A 20,329-nucleotide genomic window follows, 5' to 3' on the forward strand; every position below is an offset into this window, starting at 1 on the left:
TCCCGAGGGCGAGGAAGGGAGGCTTGGATGACCCGAGAAGGGTGAGGCCGAGTCAGTCGAGAGGCAGGTCGAACGCGACGAGCGTGCCGAGACTGGGCGAGGAGTTCAGGAAGAACTTCCCGCCCGCGGCGTCCGCGCGTTCGGCGAGATGACGCAGGCCACGGGTGGCGACGCCTTGGGGGACACCGGAACCGTTGTCGCGGACACGGAGTTTCACGCCGCCGGAGTCCCTGGTCAGTGTCACGCGGGTTTCGCTGGCCCCGGAGTGTCTGACCACATTGGACAGTGCTTCGCGCAGAGCGGCCCGGATGTGGTCGGCCCGTTCCGCGGGGACGTCGGCGAATTCGCCGGACAGTTCCAAGGTCGGTGGGTAACCGAGAAGCTCACCGGCGATCCGGACCTCGCCGCGCGCCGACTCGGCGAGGTCGGTGGGCGTGCCGGTGTCGTGGCGAGGCTCCGGCGACCGCAGCGCGCGCACGGTGCCCCGGATCTCCTCGATGGTCTGGTCCAGCTGGTCGATCGCGTCGGACAGCCGCGCGCCATCGGCCTGGGCGAATCGCTTGCGCATGTTGCGCCGAACCCGGTCCAGCTGCATCCCGGCGCCGTAGAGCCGCTGCACGATGACGTCGTGGAGCTCGCGGGCAATGCGTTCACGCTCTTCGTAGAGAGCGACGCGGTGACGAGCATTGGCGCCTTCGGCAAGAGCCAGGACAACCCCGGCCTGAGCGGCAAAGGCGACAAGCATCTCGACGGTCCCGGCGGAGAAGGGCTCACGGCCTTGCTTCCGGTAGACGGTCAGCGCCCCGAGAACCCGACCCCCCGAACCGAAAGGCGCGGCGGCGAAGGGGCCGTAGCCGTGGAGTTCGGCGGGGACGAAGGGCGCGGTCCGAGGGTCGACGGTGAAGTCGGCACTGGCCACGGGTTCCCCACCCCGAGCAACCCGGCCGGCGGCGGAGTCGGCGGGGAGGGAGAGGCCACGGAGAGACTCCCCGGCGGCAACGCCCGGCTGGGCGGGTTGCGGCCCGGGAGGCGAACTCGCGTGGCCGGGTGCTGGGCCGGCCGCGGTCGATCCAGGGTTGGCGCCCAGCTTGGCGGCCGCATTGCCTGCGGCTGACCCAGTGCTCACGCCCGACTTGACGGCCGAGCTAGCGGTCGCGGCCGCACTCGCGTCCCCGGTTGCCTCGCTGCCCGCCGCGGATTCGGCGCTTGCGCCCGGCTTGGTGACCGAGCTCGCGGTCGCGGCGGCACTCGCGTCCCCGGTTGCCTCGCTGCCCACTGCGGATTCGGCGCTTGCGCCCGACTTGGTGACCGAGCTCGCGGTCGCGGCGGCACTCGCCTCGCCGCGCGTCGGGCCGCCTGCGGCAGATTCGGCGCTTGCGCCCGACTTGGTGGCCGCGGTCGCACTCGCGCCGCCGGTTGCCGAGCTGGCCGCAGTCGCCCCACTGTTCGCGGCCGGCTCGCCGCTCGGTGCGGCCGGTTCGATGCCCGGCTGCGCCGCCAAGGCCTCGGCCGGCCGGGTCTCCGCGGACGGATGCGGCGTGGCGTAATACGCGGCCTCGACCACCACCCGGCCGTCGTCGGCGCTCACCATTGCCAAGCCCAGGTCCGCGTCCGCGAGCTCGGCCGCCCTGGCTACGACCGTGTCCAGCACCGCGCCCGGGTCGTCGCCGGACAGGGCGGTGCTCGTGATCTCGGTGGCGGCGGACAGCGCCCGCGCGGCAAGCGTCGGATCCATGAGTTCCGTCATTATCGCGCGGCGGGCGGGCGGCCCGGCAAGCACACGGCGGGAATCGATCACGGCACCGGCACCCGCGCCACCACCCGGCCGTCGCGGACCTCGAGCACCACGTCCGCGTTGTCCGCTTCGTCGGCTCGGTGCGTCACGTGCACGACCGTCCGGCCCGCCAGCGCCTCCCGCAGCTGCTCGCGCACCACCCGCGCCGTCGGCTCGTCGAGGTGTGCGGTGGGCTCGTCGAGCAGCACGAGCCCCGCCGACGGCGCCCCGAGCAGTGCCCGCGCCAGCGCGACCCGCTGGGCCTGCCCGCCGGACAAGCCACTGCCGCCGCTGCCCAGCAGCGTCGCCGGGTCGAGGTTGTCGAGTGCGGCCTGGCGCAACGCCTGCCGCAGCTCGGCTTCGGACGCGGTCGGGCGCGCGAGCCGGAGGTTCTCGGCGACCGTCGTGGCGGCGAGCATCGGCTCCTGCGGCGCCCACGCCACCCCCTCCGGCACGACAACCGCGCCGCGCCGAGGTGCCAGAAACCCGAGCAACGCCGCGACGAGCGTCGACTTGCCCGCGCCGCTCGGACCCACCACCGCGGCATACGTCCCCGGCGCCAGGTCGAGATCAACCTTGCGCAACACCGTCGGACCGTCCGGCCAGCCGAGATCCGCTCCCCGCAGGACCACCCCGGCACCGTGCTCGGCCTCGATCGCACCGGACGCCGGTGTGTCGGCCAGCCGCTGACGAACGCGTCGCAAGGTGTCCCAGTGCTGCGCCACCGGCGGGAGCAGCGCCAGCACCTCCGCCACCGCCAGCGGCACCAACGCCAGCACGGGCGCCAGGACCGGGTCGAGCCGTCCGCTCGAGACCGCCTGGGCAGCCAACGCCGTGCTCACGACCATCGCCGCGCCGCAGACCAGTGTCACCAGCGCTTCCGCCGCGCCCACACCGAACGCCTGGCGACGCGCCTGGGTCACCAGCCGGGTGTCGGCCTCCGTCAGCGCGCGGCGGTGCTCCCGAGCCGTGCCGAAGGCGAGCAGCTCGGCCGCCGCCTCGAACAGCACCAGAACCCTCGACGCCACTTCGCGACGGCCAGTCGCCAGCACCGACGTCGCCCGGCGTTCGGCGCGCAAAGCGACCCACGGCGCGCATAACCCCAGCGCCACCGCCCCCGCGAGGGTCAGCCCCGCCGCGGGCAGCACCCACGTCTGGACGGCGATCGCCCCGGCCGCGACCAGCGCGACCACCAGCGGCGGCGACACGACGCGCGGCAGCAGGTCGCGCACGGTGTCGACGTCGGCGACCAGCCGGCGCTGCCCCTCCCCCGCGCGCAGGCTCCGCGCGGGCCCGAGCCGCACCAGCGAATTCCACAACCGCACCCGCAGCCGGCCGGCGATGCGGAACGCGGCGTCGTGCGTGACCAGCCGTTCGACATACCTGAGCCCGGCGCGGCCGAGCCCGAACGCGCGCACGCCGACCACGGCGACCGTCAGGGTCAGGATCGGCGGCTGCTGCGACGCCTTGGCGATGAGCCAGCCCGACGTCGCGGTCAGCGCCACCCCGGCCAGCAACGCCACCGCACCCAGCACAGCGCCGCCGAAAAGCCGTCCGTCGAGGAGCGCGCGCCACCTCAGCGGCGCACTCGAAGCGTCCTCTGTGGACACCTCAGCGACAACCGCGTCGGAAGTCGACATATCGACCGCAGCCGTGCGTTCGTGGGCTGCGATGACCGCCGCGGCACCGTTGTCGACGGCGCGCTGCACCGCGTCGAGCACCAGGCGCGCGCTCGCTTCGTCGAGGTGTGCTGTGGGCTCGTCGAGCAGCAACAGCCAGGCGCCGTCGCGCACCCGGTGCAACGCGCGAGCGACGGCGACGCGTTGACGTTGTCCCAGCGAAAGCTTCGCCACCGGCCGATCCGCGAGCCCGGCCAGGCCGAGTTCGGCGAGCACCGCGTCCGACCCGGCTTCTTCGCGGGCCGTGCCGCCGGTGAACACCGGCGACTGCGGCACCCACGCGACTTGTTCGCGCCAGCGCGCGAGGTCGGCGTCGGCGAGGTTGGTCGAGCCGACCGTGATGGCACCATCGTGCGCCGGGACAAAGCCGAGCAGGGCCGAGAGCGTGGTCGACTTGCCGCCGCCGCTCGGCGCGCGGAGCCAGACCGTCTCGCCGGGCCGGACCGCGAACGTCTCGCCGTCCGGCGCGAAACCGCCGCGTCGGGCGACACGCAGCGAAGTCACTCGCAGCTCGCCGCGCGAAGGAACCGCGGTGCCGGACGCGGGCGCCGGCACGGCCAGCAGGTCGGCGACGCGCCGGACCGCTTCGACGCCGTCCTCGCTGGCGTGGAACGCCGCGCCCACCGCGCGCAGCGGCTGGTAGCACTCCGGCGCGAGGATCAGCACGCCCAGCCCGATGGCCAGCGGCAGGTGGCCGCCGACGAGCCGGACGCCGATCACCACGGCGACGAGCGCGACCGACAGCGTCGCGATCAGTTCGAGCACGAACGCCGAGGAGAACGCGACCTTCAACGTCTTGAGCGTCGCGCGGCGGTGGCGTTCGGACAGCCCGCGGACGGTTTCGGCCTGCGCGGCGGCGCGGCGGAACGCGGTCAGCACCGGGAGCACCCGGACGAGCTCCAGCAGCCGGCCGGACATGCGGTGGGCCGCGTCGGTCGCGTCCGCGACGCGTCCGGCCGTGTACTTGCCGACGAGGATCGCGAACATCGGGAGCAGCGGCACCGTCAGCACCACGATCACTCCGGACGGCCAGTCGGCGAACAGGATCGCCGCGCCGGCGCCGAGCGGCACGACGGCCGCCGTCACCAGGGCGGGGAGGTATTCGCGGAAGTAGGCGTCGAGCGCGTCGAGGCCGCGGGTGGTGAGCGCGGTCAGCTCGCCGTGGCCGCGCTGGGCGATCCACTCGGGGCCGAGGCGGAGCGCGTGGTCGACGGCTTTCGCGCGGAGTTCGCGTTGCGCCGTCGCGGCCGCGCGGGCGGAGACCGTGCGCACCGCCCAGCCGGTCAGCGCGCGCGTCGCGACGAGCGCGAGCAGCGCGGCCAGCTGGGCGGTGCGTCCCCCGGAGCCTGCTCCGACGATCGCCGCGAGGACGTCGGCGAGCAGGAACGCCTGGGCGACCAGCGCGGCGGCGTTGAGGAAGGCGAGGAACCCCACCAGGGCCAGCGCTCGGCGCACGGCCGGCACGAGGGCCGGCAATGCGCCGAGCGGGCCCTTTCCCGGCCGCACCGAGTCCGTTGTGGACTCCGAGGCGGGAAGAGGAGCGCGGCCGGGAAGTTCGGTCATGGCGCGTGGACCGCCGGGATGTGCTGAGTGCCGATGCGCTTGCGGAACACCCAGTACGTCCAGCCCTGGTAGACCAGCACGGCCGGCGCGCCGAAGACGGCGACCCAGGTCATCACGGTCAGCGTGTACGGGCTCGACGCGGCGCCTTCGATCGTGAGCGTGTTGGCGGCGTCGAGCGTCGAGGGCAGGACGTTCGGGAAGAGCGCGCCGAACATCAGCACCGCGGCCCCGGCGATGACAACACCGAGCGCGGCAAAGGCCTGCCCGTCACGGTCGGCCCGCAGCCGCAGCCAGGCGATGACCGCCGCGAGAGCACTGATCCCAAACGCGAGCAGTGTCCACAGATTACCCGCACGCCACTGGACGACCGACAGGAACGCGACGATCGGCACCATCGCCGCCGGCAGCAGTTTCAGCGCCAGGCCGCGGGCGCGTTCCCGCAGTTCACCGCTGGTTTTGAGGGCGAGGAACGCGGCGCCGTGGGTGAGCGAGAAGGCGGTGACGGCGACCGCGCCGAGCAGGGTGTCCCACCGGAAGGCGGCGAACGCGGAGCCGACGCGGTTGCCTTCGGCGTCGAGCGGCAGGCCGAGAACGGTGGTCGCGAGGATGAGCCCGACGGCGAGCGGCGGGATCCACGAGCCGGCCATGATCACGCGGTCCCAGGTGCGGCGCCAGCGGTCGGAGTCGACCTTGCCGCGGTATTCGAAGGCGACCCCGCGGCCGATGAGGGCGAGCAGCAGGACGAGAAGCGGCAGGTAGGCGGCCGAAAAGAGGCTCGCGTACCAGGCGGGGAAGGCCGCGAACATAGCACCGCCGGCGACGATGAGCCAGACCTCGTTGCCGTCCCAGACGGGCCCGATGGTGTTGACCATGACGCGGCGTTCGGTGTTGTCGCGCCCGAGGATCGGCAGCAGCATGCCGACGCCGAAGTCGAAGCCTTCGAGGAAGAGGTAGCCCAGCCAGAAGAAGGCGATGACGACGAACCAGACCGTGGCGAGGGTCATCGGAACCCGCCTTTCGCAGGGTGGCCGTGAGTTATCCACATCCGGGCGAGTTGTCCACAGATTTGCTGTGGGTAACCCGCGAGAGTGACCAGGCCGATACGCTGGGTTCGGGGACGCCCCCCGGGAAGGGTGGGGGCTGGTCTGGGGATGCCGGGGGCTGCTGCACAGCCCCTGACCTGTGGGTTTGACATGGTGTCCCCCTCAGTACGCGAAGGCGAGTGTGTCGCCGTCGGCCTGGTCGGAGTCCTTTTTCTCCGGGGGCATCACCGCTTCGACGCCGCCGCGGATGTACTTGCGCATCAGGTACAGCTCCACCACTCCCAGTGCCGCGTACACCGTGGTCAGGGCGATCAAGGACGTCCAGACCTCGCCGGTCGTCAGCCGGGACACCGCCTGGGCCGTGAACATCCAGACCCCGTCCACACCGCTCGGGTTGGGGACCACCACGAACGGCTGACGGCCCATCTCCGTGAAGATCCAGCCCGCGCTGTTGCCCAGGAACGGGGTGGCCACGCCGAGCAGCACCAGCAGCGGGAACCAGCGGCCGGTCGGAATCCGGTCTCGGCGCGTCAGCCAGAGCGCCAGGAGGCCGATGCCCGCCGAGATCGCGCCGAAGCCGATCATCATGCGGAAGCCCCAGTACGTCACCGGCAGGTTCGGCACGTAGTCGATCGGCTTGCCGGCCAGCGAGCCGAGCGAGGGGTCGTCCGGGTAGTTCGTGCCGTACTTCGCCTGGTACTCCGTGACCAGGTCCTCGACGCCCTTGACCTCGGTCTTGAAGTCGTTGTGCGCCAGGAAGGACAGCAGCGCCGGGACGTTGAACGTCTTGACGTCCTCGCAGTTGGACCCCGCGACGTCGCCGATCGCGATGATCGAGAAGCTCGCCGGCTGTTCCGTGTGGCACAGGGCTTCCGCCGACGCCATCTTCATCGGCTGCTGCTCGAACATCAGCTTGCCCTGCGTGTCCCCGGTGATCGCCAGCACCGCGAACGCCGCGATGCCGACCCAGCCGCCGAGACGCAGCGACGACCGCCAGACGTCCTGGTTCGTGCGACGCCGCCACAGGTGCCAGCCCGCGATGCCGACCAGGAACGCCGCCGCCACCGAGAACGCGCCGGCCAGGGTGTGCGGGATCGCGGCCAGGGCCGTGTTGTTCGTCAGCACCGCCCAGATCGAGTTCATCGTCGGCTTGCCGTTCTCGAACGTGACGCCGACCGGGTGCTGCATCCACGAGTTCGCGGCCAGGATGAAGTACGCCGAGGCCATCGTGGCCAGCGAAAACGCCCACGCGCACGCCAGGTGCACCTTCTTCGGCAGGCGGTCCCAGCCGAAGATCCACAGGCCGAGGAACGTCGACTCGACGAAGAACGCGACGAGCCCTTCCATCGCGAGCGGCGCGCCGAAGACGTCGCCGACGAAGCGCGAGTACGCGCTCCAGTTCATCCCGAACTGGAACTCCTGCACGATGCCGGTCACCACGCCCATGGCGAAGTTGACCAGCAGCAGCTTGCCCCAGAACTTGGTCATCTTCAGGTGCCGCGGATCGCCGGTGCGGACCCAGCGGGTCTGCATCGCCGCGACCAGGATCGACAGCCCGATGGTCAGCGGGACCATCAGGAAGTGGTAGACGGTGGTGATGCCGAACTGCCACCGCGCTAGCTCAAGGACCTCCACGTGGTCCAGCGTGCTCCGGAGGCCGGGACCCGACCAGTTCAAGTGGTCCCGTTCCGCCCAGGACCAACGTCCTGGGTGAGCTACGAACGGGTGAGTGCGAGCCGCGCCTCGTCGGCGACCGCCCGGCGCGGGCCCTCGTCACCCAGCTCGAGCACGTGCGCGAGCGCCAGCTCGTACGCCGTGTCGAACGCCTGGTCCGCGGCCACTGGGAGGTCCGGGCGGACGCCGACGCCTTCCCAGTTCTCCCCCGTCTCCGGGTGGATCGACCGCGCGATCGACACGGTCACGTCGAGGTAGGTGTCCACTTTGTACTGCTCACGCGGGTGGGCGCCACCGCGCGTGGCCTCCCCCACCGTCTTCGCGCGGCCCTGCTGCTGCAGCGAGAACGCCAGGTCCTCGCCGCCGGAGAACGTCTTCGGGCCGGTCAGCACCCAGACCGGCTTCGTGCTGCCGAACCGCAGGCCCGGGACGTAGGGCAGGGTCCACATCTGCGTCGTGCGGTGGCCTTCGCGCTCGTAGATGTCGAGGTAGTGGACCTGCTCGTCGACGAGGTAGGTCTGGAGCAACGCGCTCGTCCCGGGGGTGCCGCCGCGGTTGCGGCGCACGTCGAGCAGCAGCGCGTCGGTGGGCGCGAGCAGGGTCATCGCCGCCGCGATCGCGGGCCCGGCCAGCTCGGGCGGGTAGAGCAGCGTCGTGTCGAGGTAGCCGACGTTGCCCGGCAGCCGCCGCACCTCCGCGATGCCGAAGCCCTCGAGCTCGGCTTCGATCCGGAACCCCTCGGAGTTCATCGCCTCGTCGCCGTCTTCGGCCACCGGCTCGGGGTGGTGGCGCAGCCGCAGGTGCTGGTCGCCGTTCACCGACTGCAGGTCGGCTGTGACGAGCGTCGCGAATTCGGCGTCACTCAGACCGGCGTACGCGCCGTCGCCGAGACGCTGGCGAAGCACCTCCGACAGCTTCGCCGCGACGTCGGGGAACACGTAGTGCTCCTCCAGCCGGCGGATGACCTCGTTGACCTGCGCGACACGCGCCTCTGACCCCATGCCCGTCAACCTACCGCAGGGCACAAACCAAAATTCGGCGCACCGAAGAAAATTGTGCGTCCCGGCTGGATGACAAATTCATGACCGCCGATCGGCCGAATTCGCGGAAGCCATCAGCTTGCGGCGTTCCGAATCGCCCCTTTATCGTTGCAGTGAAAGGGGCGAAATTACTCATGACTGCCGCGATGGTGGCGTTGATCAGCGCGTTCGGCCTGGTCCTCGCCGTGGAGCTGCCGGACAAGACGCTGGTGGCCACCCTGGTGCTGACCACCCGTTTCCGCGGCTGGCCGGTTTTCGCCGGGGTGTGCGCGGCGTTCGCCGTGCAATGTGTCATCGCCGTCGCGTTCGGCAGTGTGCTGACGCTGTTGCCGGACCTGGTCCTTTCCCTGGTCGTCGCCGCGATGTTCGGTCTCGGCTCTTTCATGCTCCTTCGCGAGGGATTCCGCGAAGGGGACGAAGCCGGCGACGACGCTTCGCGCGTCGGCCCCACGCCGCTGTCCTTCATGCGCTCCGCGATGACGTCCTTCGGGGTGCTCTTCGCCGCCGAGTGGGGTGACGCCTCCCAGCTCGCGACGGCCAGTCTCGCCGCCCGGATCGGCAACCCCGTCGCGGTCGGTGTCGGCGCCTTCGCCGCGCTCGTCGTGGTCGCCGGCCTGGCCGTCTTCATCGGCGCGAAGATCCGCGACCGGATCCGCCCGAAGCTGATCCAGCGCTGCGCCGGGTTCCTGTTTGCCGGGTTCGCGGCCTTCGCGCTGCTGCAGCTCGCATTCTGAGCACGGAGGCGTACAGCTCCTTCACAGGGTCACGCGGTAACCTTTCGGGAACAAAAGGGTGAGGGCAAGGTGAACACCACCTTGCCCTCAGCCGTGTCCCCGACAGGCCAGGAGAACGCAGGTGACCGCAGTGAAGCCCCGGTCCGCCGCAGTCTCGCCGGTGCACGGCCGGCTGGCGCTCGGCGGGATCGGCCTCGCCGTGGCCATCTCGATCGACCTGCACCTGCGGCTGTCGGGCCAGGTCAGCCCGGTCTGGCAGACGCTGTCGGAGTACGTCTACGGCCGCCTCGGGCACGGCTCGGCCGCGCCGCTCTTCAGCGTGATGTGCCTGGCGCTCTCCCTCGGCTCGGTCGCCCTGCTCGCCGGCATCGCCAAGGCGCACCGGCCGGGCACCACCGCCGTCTGCGTGCTGCTCGGCGTCTGGTCGGCCGGGCTGCTCGTGTGCGGGCTCGTGCCCGTCGACCCGGACGGGCAGGCGCGCACGCTGTCCGGGCAGGTGCACAACATCGCCGCGCTCACGGCGTTCGTCGCGCTGCCCGCCGCCGCGTTCGTGCTGACCAGGCGCGGCCGTGAGCGCTGCCCGTGGGAGCCGCGGCGGACGACGATCCGGCGGCTCGCGACGGCGAGCTTCGCCAGCATCGCCGTGGTGCTCGGCGGGTTCGTCATCACGCTCGTCGTCGGCCCCACGCAGCAGGACGTCACGCTGGGCCTGTTCGAGCGCCTGCTGTTCAGCATCGACGTCGCCCTGCTGCTGACCATGGTCCGGCCGCTGCTGGCGGTCTCGCGCCGCTAAGCGCGCAGGATGTCCGCCAGCCGGACGGCGGCCGCGAGCACCTGCGGGCCCACCTCGGCCGCCTTGAGCGGCTCCATCGAGACGACTCCCACGCTGGCCTTCAGCCCCGGCACCCCGCGCACGGGCGCCGCGACGCCGGACGCGCCCGCTTCGAGCTCACCGGCCGAGGTCACCCAGCCGTCACCGCCGGGCCGCAGGGTCATCGCCTTGCCGGCCGCGCCCGCACTCAGCGCGTGCCGGCTGCCGACGCGATAGGCAACGTGGAAGCTCGTCCAGGAGGGCTCGACGACGGCCACCGCAAGCGCTTGCTCCCCTTGCGCGACCGACAGGTGCGCCGTCGCGCCGACCTTCTCGGCCAGCTCGCGCAGCACCGGGCCGGCCGCGTCCCGCAGCTGCGGCAGCACCTGCCCGGCCAGCCGGAGCAGGCCGACGCCGAGCCGCACCTTGGTGCCGTCGCGCCAGACCAGCCCGCGCTCCGACAGCGGCACGAGCAGCCGGTAGACGGCGGCGCGGCTGGCCCCGATGGCCACGGCCAGCTCGGAGATGGTCGCCGCGTCCCCGCCGGCGTCGGCGACCGCCTGCAGCAGCGCCAAGCCCCGGTCGAGCGTCAGTGACCCCTCCCGGCCGGTCACAGCAAGCCGAGTTCGCCCATGTCGGCGACCGGCTGCTCGAACGACGCGGCTGCGTACGACGCGAAGAGTGCCCGGACGGCCTTCGCGGCCTGCTCGGACAACCCGCGAGCCTCGTCGGCCAGCGCTTCGGCGTCGGTCGACTCCAGCGCGCCCCGGACGTCGCCGCCGGAGAGGCTGCGCCCGGAGGCCACCAGCAGGTTGAGGAAGCCGTGGTGCACGAACCCGGTGTCCGGGTCCGCGTGCCGCACCGCGCGGTGCAGGCTGTTCGTCGCCTTGAACGACGCACCGCTGGACCCGCTGACCACGGCGAGGAAGTCCGCGACCTCGTCGACGCTGGGGAAGTTCTCCCCGGCCTGGCCGCCGCAGCGGATCTTCGGCCAGCTGCCGTGCTCGATCACCTTGCGGACGCCGTCCAGCCAGCCGACGCCGCGGCGCGGCTCGACGACGCGGATGACGTCCTCGGGGACGAACTCCGAGACCCGCTCCAGCCAGACCTCGTCGACGTCCGACGGCGCGGGCATCTCGACCATCCGCAGCGCGAGCAGCTCACTGCGCGACTCGACGATCGAGATCGCCTTCGGCACGCCGCCGAGACCGGTGTCGATGATCAGCGACAGCGGCAGCGGCTGCTTCGGCTTGATCTTGATCAGCTCGGTGATCAGCTCGGGCAGCCGCGAGGCCTGACAGAGAAAAACCCCCAGTACACCTGCGTGTTCGGACTCCCGGCTCGCGAAGTGCGCGCGCAGGGCTTCGGGCATGGCCGCATCGCCCGGAGGGAACAGCGCCGAGTCGTCGACGAGCCTCGCGAACAGGGGAGGAATCCCACGGGGGCCGGGGGGCGTGAGTTCCACAGCGCTTGACACGAATGACACGCTAGTAGCGTACGACATGAGGACAAAATCGTTCGCAAAGCGGACGCTTCAGAAGGGGTTGTCGATGCCTTACTACCGGCGGGTAGGCGAGATCCCGCACAAGCGGCACACCGCGTTCCGGAAGCCGGACGGCGGCCTCTACGCCGAGGAGCTGATGGGCGTCGAGGGCTTCTCCGCCGACTCCGCGCTGCTCTACCACCGCGGCCTGCCGACGGCGATCGTCGACGCCGTGGCCGTCGAGGAGGACCGCGGCTCGCTCACGCCGAACCACCCGCTCAAGCCGCGCGCGTTCAAGACCCAGGACCTCAAGTTCGGCGGCGACACCGACGCAGTGACCGACCGGCGGCGGCTGTTCGGCAACAACGACGTCACCATCGGGTTCGTCACGGCGACCGCGCCCAGCCCGCTCTACCGCAACGCGGCCGGCGACGAGCTGTTCTACGTCCACGGCGGCTCCGCGACGGTCGAGACGATCTACGGCAGCCTCGAGGTCGGCGACGGCGACTACCTGGTGATCCCGACGTCGTGCACCTACCGCGTCCTGCCCCACGGCGAGGTCAGCCTCTTCACGCTCGAAGCGCGCGGGCACATCGGGCCGCCGAAGCGGTACCTGTCCGCGAAGGGCCAGTTCCTGGAGCACTCGCCGTACTGCGAGCGCGACGTCCGGGGTCCGTCCGAGCCGCTGCTGGCCGACGGCGAGGACGTCGAGGTGCTCGTGCGCCACCGCGCCGGCCTGACGCGCTACACGTACGCGACGCACCCGTTCGACGTCGTCGGCTGGGACGGCTGCCTCTACCCCTGGGTGTTCAACATCGACGACTTCGAGCCGATCACCGGGCGCGTGCACCAGCCGCCGCCCGTGCACCAGACGTTCGAGGGTCCGAACTTCGTCGTGTGTTCCTTCTGCCCGCGGAAGGTCGACTACCACGAAGACTCGATCCCGGTGCCGTACAACCACGCGAACGTCGACTCCGACGAGCTGATGTTCTACGTGCGCGGCAACTACGAGGCCCGCAAGGGCTCGGGGATCGGCGTCGGCTCGCTCTCGCTGCACCCGTCCGGGTTCACGCACGGCCCGCAGCCGGGCGCGGCGGAGGCGTCGATCGGCGCGGAGTTCTTCGACGAAACCGCGGTCATGGTCGACACATTCGCGCCGCTGGAGCTCGGTGAGGCCGCCGACGCGTCCGAAGACCCCGGTTACGCGTGGACGTGGTCGCGCCGCGGGCCCAAGAGCTGACGGCGGGGGCCCCTCCCCGCGGTCGCGAGGAGGGGCCCGGGCCGTAGTCGGCGGCGTCCGAGCAGTGCGTCCACGCGCCGCTGCGGCCGTAGTCGACCCGGACGCACGCCCGAGCCCGGCAGCGCCGAGTGCACGGTCGGATTCTTCGGCGCCTCGGCGCCTCGGCGGCCGCGGCCGTGGCGGCCCCCGCCAGCCCGCTTCATCGTGTTGCTGTTCATCGTTCCCCTCCAGTATGGAATACGCCAACGGGGGTGGCGTAATGCCGCGTGGGAACGGCCGATCGATACGGACGACGAGGTTTTGTCACAGTTCGCCGATGATTTACGGCGATTGCGCGATAAGGCGGGCAGCCCGCCCTATCGCGAACTGGGGAAACGGGCGCATTACTCGGCGGGGACATTGTCCGACGCCGCGGGCGGGCGGAAAGCCCCGGCGCGGGTCGTCCTCGGGGTGCGTGACGACTTCGTGGACTCCTGTCTCCGGCATCTCGTTCTCGGCCCCGCGGCGGACGCCGGCCGCGGACTGGAGAACGCGCTGGTCGCGACGCTGGTGGCCGAGGTCGCGCGGCAGCCGGGAGCGTTGCCGTTCGCAACGGAGGCCCTGCGCCGGACCTGGCGGGAGACTCCGGGGGTCACGCTGACGCTCGCCGGTTACGACGCCGCCGGAGAAGTCCGTGGCCAGGGACCTGTTCCTGCGCCTGGTCACCTTCGGCGAAGGCACCGCGGACACCCGGCGGCGCGTCCCGCACGCCGAGCTGGACTCGACGCTCGTGGAGCGGTTCGTACGGGCCCGGCTGGTCACGGCTGGTCCCGGCTGCGCGGCTGGCTGACGGCGGATCGCGGCGCGCTGCGCGTCCACCGACGGCTCACCGAGGCGACCACGCTGTGGGAAACCGCGGGCGGCGAACCGGCCACGCTTTACCGGGCGCACGGCTCGACGAAGCGCTGACGTGGGCGCAGCGGGCCGACGCGCGGCCGAACGCGGGTTCCTCCAGGCTTCGGTGCGGCTGCGCGGCGCCGAAGAAAGGACGCACCGCCGCGGCGGCCGATCGAGGGTTTCGACGAACGCATAGTTGTGAATGCGAAACAAAATGGGGTGGCGGCAAAAAGGCCGTCACCCCGCCCGCTCCTGCCGGGTTTTCCGCGCAACGGTTCGGCAACACACCCCCGGCCACCCCGCTCCCGCCGGATAATGGTCATCCGACGTGAAGTGGGGGTTCGATGATCAATTCCCAGCCTGCCCGCCGAAAGAGAAAGATTCTCCCGTTCCTGGCCGCCATCGTCGTGGCGGCGGGACTGATCATCGGGATCCGGGCCTGGACCAGCGGCTCGGACGAAGCCGACGCGCCGAAGTGCACCGGCTCGGACGCGATCGCGCTGAACGTCGCGTCGTCGCCCGAGAAGGTCGGCATCGTCCAGGAGGTCGCGAAGGCCTACTCCGGCCGGACGGTCGCCGGGCACTGCGTCGACGTCGTCGTGAAGTCGAAGTCGTCGGGCATCGCCATGCAGGCGCTCGCCAACGGCTGGAACGAGGCCACCGACGGGCCGCGCCCCGACGTCTGGACGCCGGCCGCGAGCGGCTGGGTCAACCTGCTGCGCGTCAACGCGAAGGGCGACACCGGGACGATCGTGCCCGACGGTGATCCGCAGTCGATCGCGAACTCGCCGCTGACCGTCGCCATGCCGAAGCCGATGGCCGAAGCGCTGGGCTGGCCGGCGAAGCCGATCGGCTGGAAGGACCTCGCCACGCTCGCGACCGACCCGGCGGGCTGGGCCAAGTACGGCCACCCGGAGTGGGGGAAGTTCCGGCTGGGCAAGACGAACCCGAACATCTCGACCGCCGGGCTGAACGCCACCATCGGCGCGTACTACGCGGCCACCGGCACGTCGTCCGACCTCACCGCGGCCGCGCTCGAGAAGCCCGAGGCGAAGCAGTTCGTCTCGAACATCGAGCAGGCGATCGTGCACTACGGCGACAACACGCTCACGTTTCTGACGAACCTGCAGAAGGCCGACGACCGCGGCGCGGCGCTGTCCTACATCTCGGCGGTGACCGTCGAGGAGAGCTCGCTGATCGGCTACAACCAGGGCAACCCGACAAACGACCCCGCGAAGGTCGGCCAGCACGCGCCGCCGAAGGTGCCGCTCGTCGCGATCTACCCGGCGGACGGCACGCTCAACTCCGACCACCCGTTCGTCACGCTGAACTGGGCCGACCCGACCCGCAAGCAGATCGCCGCGGACTTCCTGAACTACCTGCGCGGGCCGGACGCGCAGCCGAAGTTCCTCAACCTCGGCTTCCGCACCTTCGACGGCAAACCCGGCCCGCAGGCGACGACGGCCAACGGCGTCCAGGCGGACGCGAAGATCACCTTCCTCCGGCCGCCGGGGCCCTCGGTGCTGGCGAAGCTGCTGACGACCTGGACGGACCTGCGCAAGAAGGCGAACGTGCTGCTCGTCGTCGACGTCTCCGGCTCGATGGGGGAAGAGGCGAAGGGCACCGGCAAGAGCAAGATCGACCTGGCCAAGCAGGCCGCGATCGACGCGCTCGGCCAGTTCGTGCCGCGAGACCAGGTCGGGCTCTGGCAGTTCTCGACCCGCCTCGACGGGGAGAAGGACTACCAGGAGCTGGTGCCGGTCCAGGCGCTCGGGACCAGCGGCAAGGAGACCCTCGCGATGCGGCTGAGCGGGCTGACCCCGCAGTCCGGCACGGGGTTGTACGACTCGTCGCTGGCCGCGTACGAGTACATGAAGGCGCACGTCGACCCGTCGGCGATCAACGCGGTGGTCGTGCTGACCGACGGCCGCAACGAGGACTCCGGCGGCGTCGACATCGAGCACCTGCTGCCGCAGCTGCGCCCGGAGGGCAACTCGGAGACCGTCCGGCTGTTCACGATCGCCTACGGCGCGGACGCCGACCAGGACGTGCTGAAGCAGATCGCGGAAGCGACCGAAGGATCGGAGTACGACTCGTCCAAACCGGACTCGATCAACCAGGTGTTCACGTCCGTGATCTCCAACTTCTGATGAAGTTCGCCCGTGAGCTCGCCGAACCGTGGGGACTGCTGTTCGCCGCCACCTCGGCGGGGGTGGCATGGGCCGTGCAGCTGCCGGTCGTCGCCGCCGTCGGCATCGGCATAGCGGTACTGGCCGCCCGCGCAGGGGTGGCTTCGCTGGGTCGTGAGCCGGAGCCGGAACGGCGTGAAGCGCGGGTGCTCGACGTCGTACCTGGCTCGTCCGAAGCGAACTGGCTGCGCCGAGCCGAGGGCGCGGCCGACGGGTTCGGCTCGCTCAGCGCGTCCCTCGACCCCGGCCCGCTCGCCGACCGCGTCGCGGACATGGAGCCGGTGGTACAGGAAACGCTGACAACGCTCCGGCGGCTGGCCGGCCGCGCCTCGGCCACCGGCAACGCTCTCGCCCGCGTCGACCTCGAGGCCGTGACACGGGAACGGCGACGGCTGGAGAAGTCACTGCCGTCGGCTCCCGAGGAGGTCCGCGGCGACCTCGAGCAGGCACTGGCGGCGGTCCAGGCCCAGGCGGACGTCCACGCACGGCTGTCCGGCGCGCGCGACAAGCTGCTGGCCCAGCTGCAGTCGGGGGCGCTCGGGTTGGACAGTCTGGTGGCGCGCGTCGCCGAGCTGACGGCGGCGACCACGGACGTCGCGGTGGACACCGGCGCGGTGCGCGAGCTGAGCGACCAGCTGGAGGGCATCCGGCAGGGTGTCCTCGAGACGGAACAGGCGACGCGGAAATCCCTGGGCTAGTGCGCCCAGCCGGGCCGCCACGCGCCGGCCGCGCGCTCGCCCTTTCCGAGGTGTCCGCGCAGGGCCGCCAGCGCCGGGTGCGCGTTGCCTCGGCGCCAGAGCAGTGAATGCGGGTACACGGGCGTCGGACGCTCGATCGGGACGCGTCGCAGGTCGTGCTCCGCCGGCCAGAGAACTCGGCTTTCGGCCCCGACCAGGGTGGCCACCTTCGGCGACTCCGCGATCGTGTCGAGCACGACCTCGGTGCCGAAGTTCGGCCCGGCGGCGTCGATCGACAGCCCGAACGCGGTGGTGAATTCGGCGTAGTAGGCACCCCACTCGGTTCCGGGCACAACGCCGGGCATCCAGATCCGGTGGCCGGCCAGCTCCGCCAGCGTCACCGAAGTCGCCGCGGCCAGCGGGTGCGCGGGTCCGCACAACAGCTGGATCGGCTCGTCGAACACCCACTGCGCGTCGAGGTCATCGGGGAGCTCGGCGACGGCGCGGAACGACGCGTCGACCGAGCCCTCCTGGATCGCGGCGATCGCGGTGTCGAACAGCGTGACGACCTCCAGCGCGACGTCCGGATGAGCCTCGTGGAACCCGCGCAGGAGCGCCGCCGGGCACAGCCGCCGGCCGATGACGTCGACCCGGAGCGGCCCGGTGCGGACCGACGCGAGTGCTCGCGCCTCGGCGGAGAGCAGCTCGCGGGCGTGCGGCAGGAAGGCCGCACCCTCACGGGTGAGCACGGCTCCGCGCGCGGTGCGCGTGAACAACCGCGCCCCAAGCGACTTCTCCAACGCGGCAATGCGCTTCGACACGGCTTGCTGCGTGATCGCGAGGTCGGCCGCGGCGTCCTGGAACCGCCCCGTCTCCACGGCGGTGACGAAGGTGCGCACGGCAACGAGGTCCACAGCGGACGACTCTAGGGCGTGTCCGACAAAGGTTTCAGTTGCTCTCAGACGATCAATGGGCGTTGATCGAGGACCTGCTCCCGGTCCGCACCGGCGAACAGGTCCGCCGGTTCTCCGATGCCCGGGCGGGGTCGAAGGGATTGGTCGGTGCCGGCCGACTCGACGATCGCCCTACGTGCGCCGCCCCGAGTGTTGCCTCTCCCGGGCGAGCCGGACCGGGCCGCACAACGCGGGGTTGTGGCGCGCCGACGGCACGGTTGTTTGATCCCCGCACCTCGCTTCGCTTTGATCCTCCGGTGATGCGCAGGCGGCTCGGGCGGCGGTTCAGGTGGCTGTGGACGGCTTATGCCGTGAGCGCGTTCGGGACCTGGCTCGGCTTCGGGGCCTTTCCCATGCTCGCGATCCTCGTGCTGCACGTCGGACCCGCGGCCGTCTCCGCGCTCGCTGCCGTCGGGCCCGCGGTCGGGGCTCTGGTGGCCGTGCCGATGGGGCCCTGGGTCGATCGGCGGCGGAAGCGGCCGGTGCTCGTGGCCATGGACCTCGTCCGGTTCGCCGCGCTGATCAGCGTGCCCGCCTGTTATGCCCTCGGGTCACTGAGCTTCGGACAGCTTCTCGTCGTCTCGGTGGTCGTCGCCGCGGCGGACATCACCTTCACCTCGGCCAGCGGTGCCTTTCTGAAAGGCCTGGTGCCGCCCGAAGATCTGCTGGTCGCGAACGGGCGGTTCGAGTCGACGAACTGGACCGCCACCGCGCTCGGGCCGCCGCTCGGTGGGGCCGCCTTCGCGCTCTTCGGGCCGGTGACGTCGGTGGCCGCCAACGCCGTCAGCTTTCTGCTCTCCGCGCTGGGGATCCGGGCGATCGGCGGCGGTGAACCACGGCCGCGGCAGACCAGCCGGCTGCGTGCGCGGGACCTCGCCGAGGGGTGGCGCACGATCCTGACGCACCCCGGGCTGCGGCCGCTGTACTTCAACGTCCTGCTGTTCAACGGCCTGATCATGGGCACCGAACCGCTGCTCGCCGTGCTGATGCTGAACCAGCTCGGGTTCACGCCGTGGCAGTACGGGCTCGCCTTCGCGGTGCCGTGCCTCGGCGGGCTCGCCGGTTCACGGCTGACGCCACGGCTCGTCCAGCGGTTCGGCAAGCACCCGATCCTGCTGGTCTCCGGCGCCGTCCGGGCGTGCTGGCTGCTCGCGCTGGCCTTCCTTCCGGCCGGCGCCGGTGGGCTCGCCTTCGTCATGGTCGTCGAGCTCGGCTTGATCGTGTCCTGCAGCGTGTTCAACCCGGTGCTCGCGACCTACCGGCTCGAGCAGCTGCCGGCGGACCGCGTCGCGAGCACGCTCTCGGCGTGGTCGGTCAGCACCAAGGCGTCGATCGCCGCGCTGACCGCGCTGTGGGGTGTCCTCGCGAGCTTCACCGGCCCGCGCGTCGCGATCGGCGTTGCCGGGGTGCTGGTGCTGGTGACGCCGCTGTTCCTGCCGCGCCGGGACCGGACGCCCGCTCAGCCGAGCCAGACCGTGCCGAGCACCGGGTAGCCGGGCACGCCTGTCTTCGCCGCGCCCGGCCTCGGGACTCCCGCGATCCACAGCCGGCCCGTCGCCGCGATGTTGGCCGCCATAGACGGGTCCGCCTTGTGCAGGCGGAAGCCGACCACGGTTCCGTCGGCCAGCATCGTGAGGCCGCTCAGCCGGGCCGCGCCGTGGCGGCCCATGCGGACCGGACCGTCCAGGACCGCGCGCAGCTCCGTCCAGTGGTCCGCCGGGAGCGGACGGCGGTGGGCGACCGCTCGCAACGCCGTCACGAGCGCGCCGAGCAGCGCGCCCGCCGTGACGGTCAGCGCGGCCCACTTCGTCACCGGGAAGTCGTACCGCACCCACACCGCAAACCCGGCCAGGACCAGCAGGAAAGCGGCCGTCGCGCGCAGTTCGCGGGCGATCCGGCGGCGGTGCGCGGCCAGCACGGGGTCGAGCCGCGGCGAGCCGGACGCCACCACGGGCGGCACGGCGACCGCACCCGACGGCGGCGCGTCGAAGATCCGGGCGCGGCGCACCCGGACCACGCCGGAGAGGCCGACGAACACCTTCGCGCCGCGGCCCAGCAGCCACACCCGCCGGTGCCCGGCCAGCAGCAGCCGGTCCGCCTCGTCGAGCCGGACGCGCAGCCAGCGGCCGTCCGGCAGGCGGACGCCGACCGCCCGCCCGGCGGCGACCAGCCCGTCGGGCGCGATCTCCACCTGGCGGAACGGCTCCCGCTTCAGCCGCGTTTCCGGCACCCAGAGGTGCGCCCGGTAGAGCCACCACGTCACGACCGAGCCGGCCAGCGCGATCGTGCCCAGCGTCAGCGCGAGCCCGGCGCCGCTGAGGAACGGGGCGATCCCGACCAGCGGGAGGACCCAGGTCAGCAGGCGGCCGTTCGCCGCGCTGCGGCCGATCCGGTCGAGGTACTCGCCGAAGATCGGCACGGCGCCGGACGGCATGGCGGGGTCGAACTCGAACGCGCGCACGCGTTCGGGAACCGGGACGATCTGCACGCTGAGCCCCCACCGTGTCGGCACTGGTCACCGGCCTTTTCGGGAAAGCGGTCATCGGCGTTACCCGATGCTCCGTTCAGCGGAGCGCCGACGTGACCGTCACCG

At 71.7% G+C, this 20,329-nt stretch carries 15 protein-coding genes and 2 pseudogenes; 7 read left to right on the top strand and 10 right to left on the bottom strand.

Features of this window, described 5'->3' with window-relative positions:
- Positions 1-52: 52 nt before the first annotated feature.
- The 6 genes and pseudogenes from ACZ63E_RS41015 to ACZ63E_RS41040 form a co-directional block, all read right to left on the bottom strand.
- Positions 53-1,126, bottom strand: coding sequence for a GAF domain-containing sensor histidine kinase (locus ACZ63E_RS41015; protein WP_465341742.1), 1,074 nt, complete (start codon positions 1,124-1,126; stop codon positions 53-55).
- 411 nt (positions 1,127-1,537) lie between these two features.
- Positions 1,538-1,735: pseudogene (locus ACZ63E_RS41020) on the bottom strand (GAF domain-containing sensor histidine kinase); the annotation flags it as partial.
- Between the two features lie 59 nt (positions 1,736-1,794).
- Positions 1,795-5,016 (bottom strand): thiol reductant ABC exporter subunit CydD, encoded by a 3,222-nt coding sequence (gene cydD, locus ACZ63E_RS41025; protein WP_465341714.1) that lies wholly within the window; start codon positions 5,014-5,016, stop codon positions 1,795-1,797.
- Positions 5,013-6,020, bottom strand: coding sequence for a cytochrome d ubiquinol oxidase subunit II (gene cydB / locus ACZ63E_RS41030; protein ID WP_465341715.1), 1,008 nt, complete (start codon positions 6,018-6,020; stop codon positions 5,013-5,015). Before cydB ends, cydD begins: the two co-directional genes overlap by 4 nt.
- 201 nt (positions 6,021-6,221) lie before the next feature.
- Entirely contained in the window at positions 6,222-7,694 is a 1,473-nt protein-coding gene (locus tag ACZ63E_RS41035; RefSeq protein WP_465341716.1) for a cytochrome ubiquinol oxidase subunit I, read from the bottom strand.
- A gap of 80 nt (positions 7,695-7,774) precedes the next feature.
- Positions 7,775-8,734 (bottom strand): S41 family peptidase, encoded by a 960-nt coding sequence (locus ACZ63E_RS41040; RefSeq protein WP_465341717.1) that lies wholly within the window; start codon positions 8,732-8,734, stop codon positions 7,775-7,777.
- Positions 8,735-8,919: 185 nt separating this feature from the next.
- On the opposite strand from ACZ63E_RS41040, the gene ACZ63E_RS41045 reads away from it, so the two are divergent.
- Together ACZ63E_RS41045 and ACZ63E_RS41050 are read left to right on the top strand one after the other, a co-directional pair.
- On the top strand, positions 8,920-9,507 hold the full coding sequence (locus tag ACZ63E_RS41045; RefSeq protein WP_465307006.1) for a TMEM165/GDT1 family protein: 588 nt from the start codon (positions 8,920-8,922) through the stop codon (positions 9,505-9,507).
- Between the two features lie 121 nt (positions 9,508-9,628).
- Positions 9,629-10,300, top strand: coding sequence for a DUF998 domain-containing protein (locus ACZ63E_RS41050; RefSeq protein WP_465341718.1), 672 nt, complete (start codon positions 9,629-9,631; stop codon positions 10,298-10,300).
- Here ACZ63E_RS41050 and ACZ63E_RS41055 read toward each other — a convergent pair.
- Both ACZ63E_RS41055 and ACZ63E_RS41060 read right to left on the bottom strand, forming a co-directional pair.
- Entirely contained in the window at positions 10,297-10,932 is a 636-nt protein-coding gene (locus ACZ63E_RS41055; protein WP_465341719.1) for an IclR family transcriptional regulator, read from the bottom strand. The two genes, ACZ63E_RS41050 and ACZ63E_RS41055, sit on opposite strands and share 4 nt — an antisense overlap.
- Positions 10,929-11,783, bottom strand: coding sequence for a hypothetical protein (locus tag ACZ63E_RS41060; protein WP_465341743.1), 855 nt, complete (start codon positions 11,781-11,783; stop codon positions 10,929-10,931). The genes ACZ63E_RS41055 and ACZ63E_RS41060 overlap by 4 nt, the downstream gene beginning before the upstream one ends.
- Before the next feature lie 85 nt (positions 11,784-11,868).
- Between ACZ63E_RS41060 and ACZ63E_RS41065 the strand changes: the two genes are divergently transcribed.
- The 4 genes and pseudogenes from ACZ63E_RS41065 (at position 11,869) to ACZ63E_RS41080 (ending at position 16,804) form a co-directional block, all read left to right on the top strand.
- Complete coding sequence (locus ACZ63E_RS41065) at positions 11,869-13,041, top strand: homogentisate 1,2-dioxygenase domain-containing protein (protein WP_465341720.1); 1,173 nt, start codon at positions 11,869-11,871, stop codon at positions 13,039-13,041.
- Between the two features lie 465 nt (positions 13,042-13,506).
- A pseudogene (locus tag ACZ63E_RS41070) lies at positions 13,507-13,870 on the top strand (nSTAND1 domain-containing NTPase).
- Positions 13,871-14,261: 391 nt separating this feature from the next.
- Positions 14,262-16,067, top strand: coding sequence for a substrate-binding and vWA domain-containing protein (locus tag ACZ63E_RS41075; RefSeq protein ID WP_465341721.1), 1,806 nt, complete (start codon positions 14,262-14,264; stop codon positions 16,065-16,067).
- A complete protein-coding gene (locus ACZ63E_RS41080) occupies positions 16,067-16,804 on the top strand; it encodes a hypothetical protein (RefSeq protein WP_465341722.1) in 738 nt (245 codons plus the stop codon). The genes ACZ63E_RS41075 and ACZ63E_RS41080 overlap by 1 nt, the downstream gene beginning before the upstream one ends.
- Here ACZ63E_RS41080 and ACZ63E_RS41085 read toward each other — a convergent pair.
- Complete coding sequence (locus tag ACZ63E_RS41085) at positions 16,801-17,697, bottom strand: LysR family transcriptional regulator (protein WP_465341723.1); 897 nt, start codon at positions 17,695-17,697, stop codon at positions 16,801-16,803. The genes ACZ63E_RS41080 and ACZ63E_RS41085 overlap by 4 nt on opposite strands.
- 296 nt (positions 17,698-17,993) lie before the next feature.
- Between ACZ63E_RS41085 and ACZ63E_RS41090 the strand changes: the two genes are divergently transcribed.
- The gene (locus tag ACZ63E_RS41090; RefSeq protein ID WP_465341724.1) at positions 17,994-19,229 is read left to right on the top strand and encodes an MFS transporter; all 1,236 of its coding nucleotides are present in this window, start codon (positions 17,994-17,996) and stop codon (positions 19,227-19,229) included.
- Here ACZ63E_RS41090 and ACZ63E_RS41095 read toward each other — a convergent pair.
- Positions 19,196-20,224, bottom strand: coding sequence for a hypothetical protein (locus tag ACZ63E_RS41095; RefSeq protein WP_465341725.1), 1,029 nt, complete (start codon positions 20,222-20,224; stop codon positions 19,196-19,198). The genes ACZ63E_RS41090 and ACZ63E_RS41095 overlap by 34 nt on opposite strands.
- Positions 20,225-20,329: the final 105 nt, after the last annotated feature.

It is taken from the genome of Amycolatopsis sp. NPDC104819, from assembly GCF_055583145.1.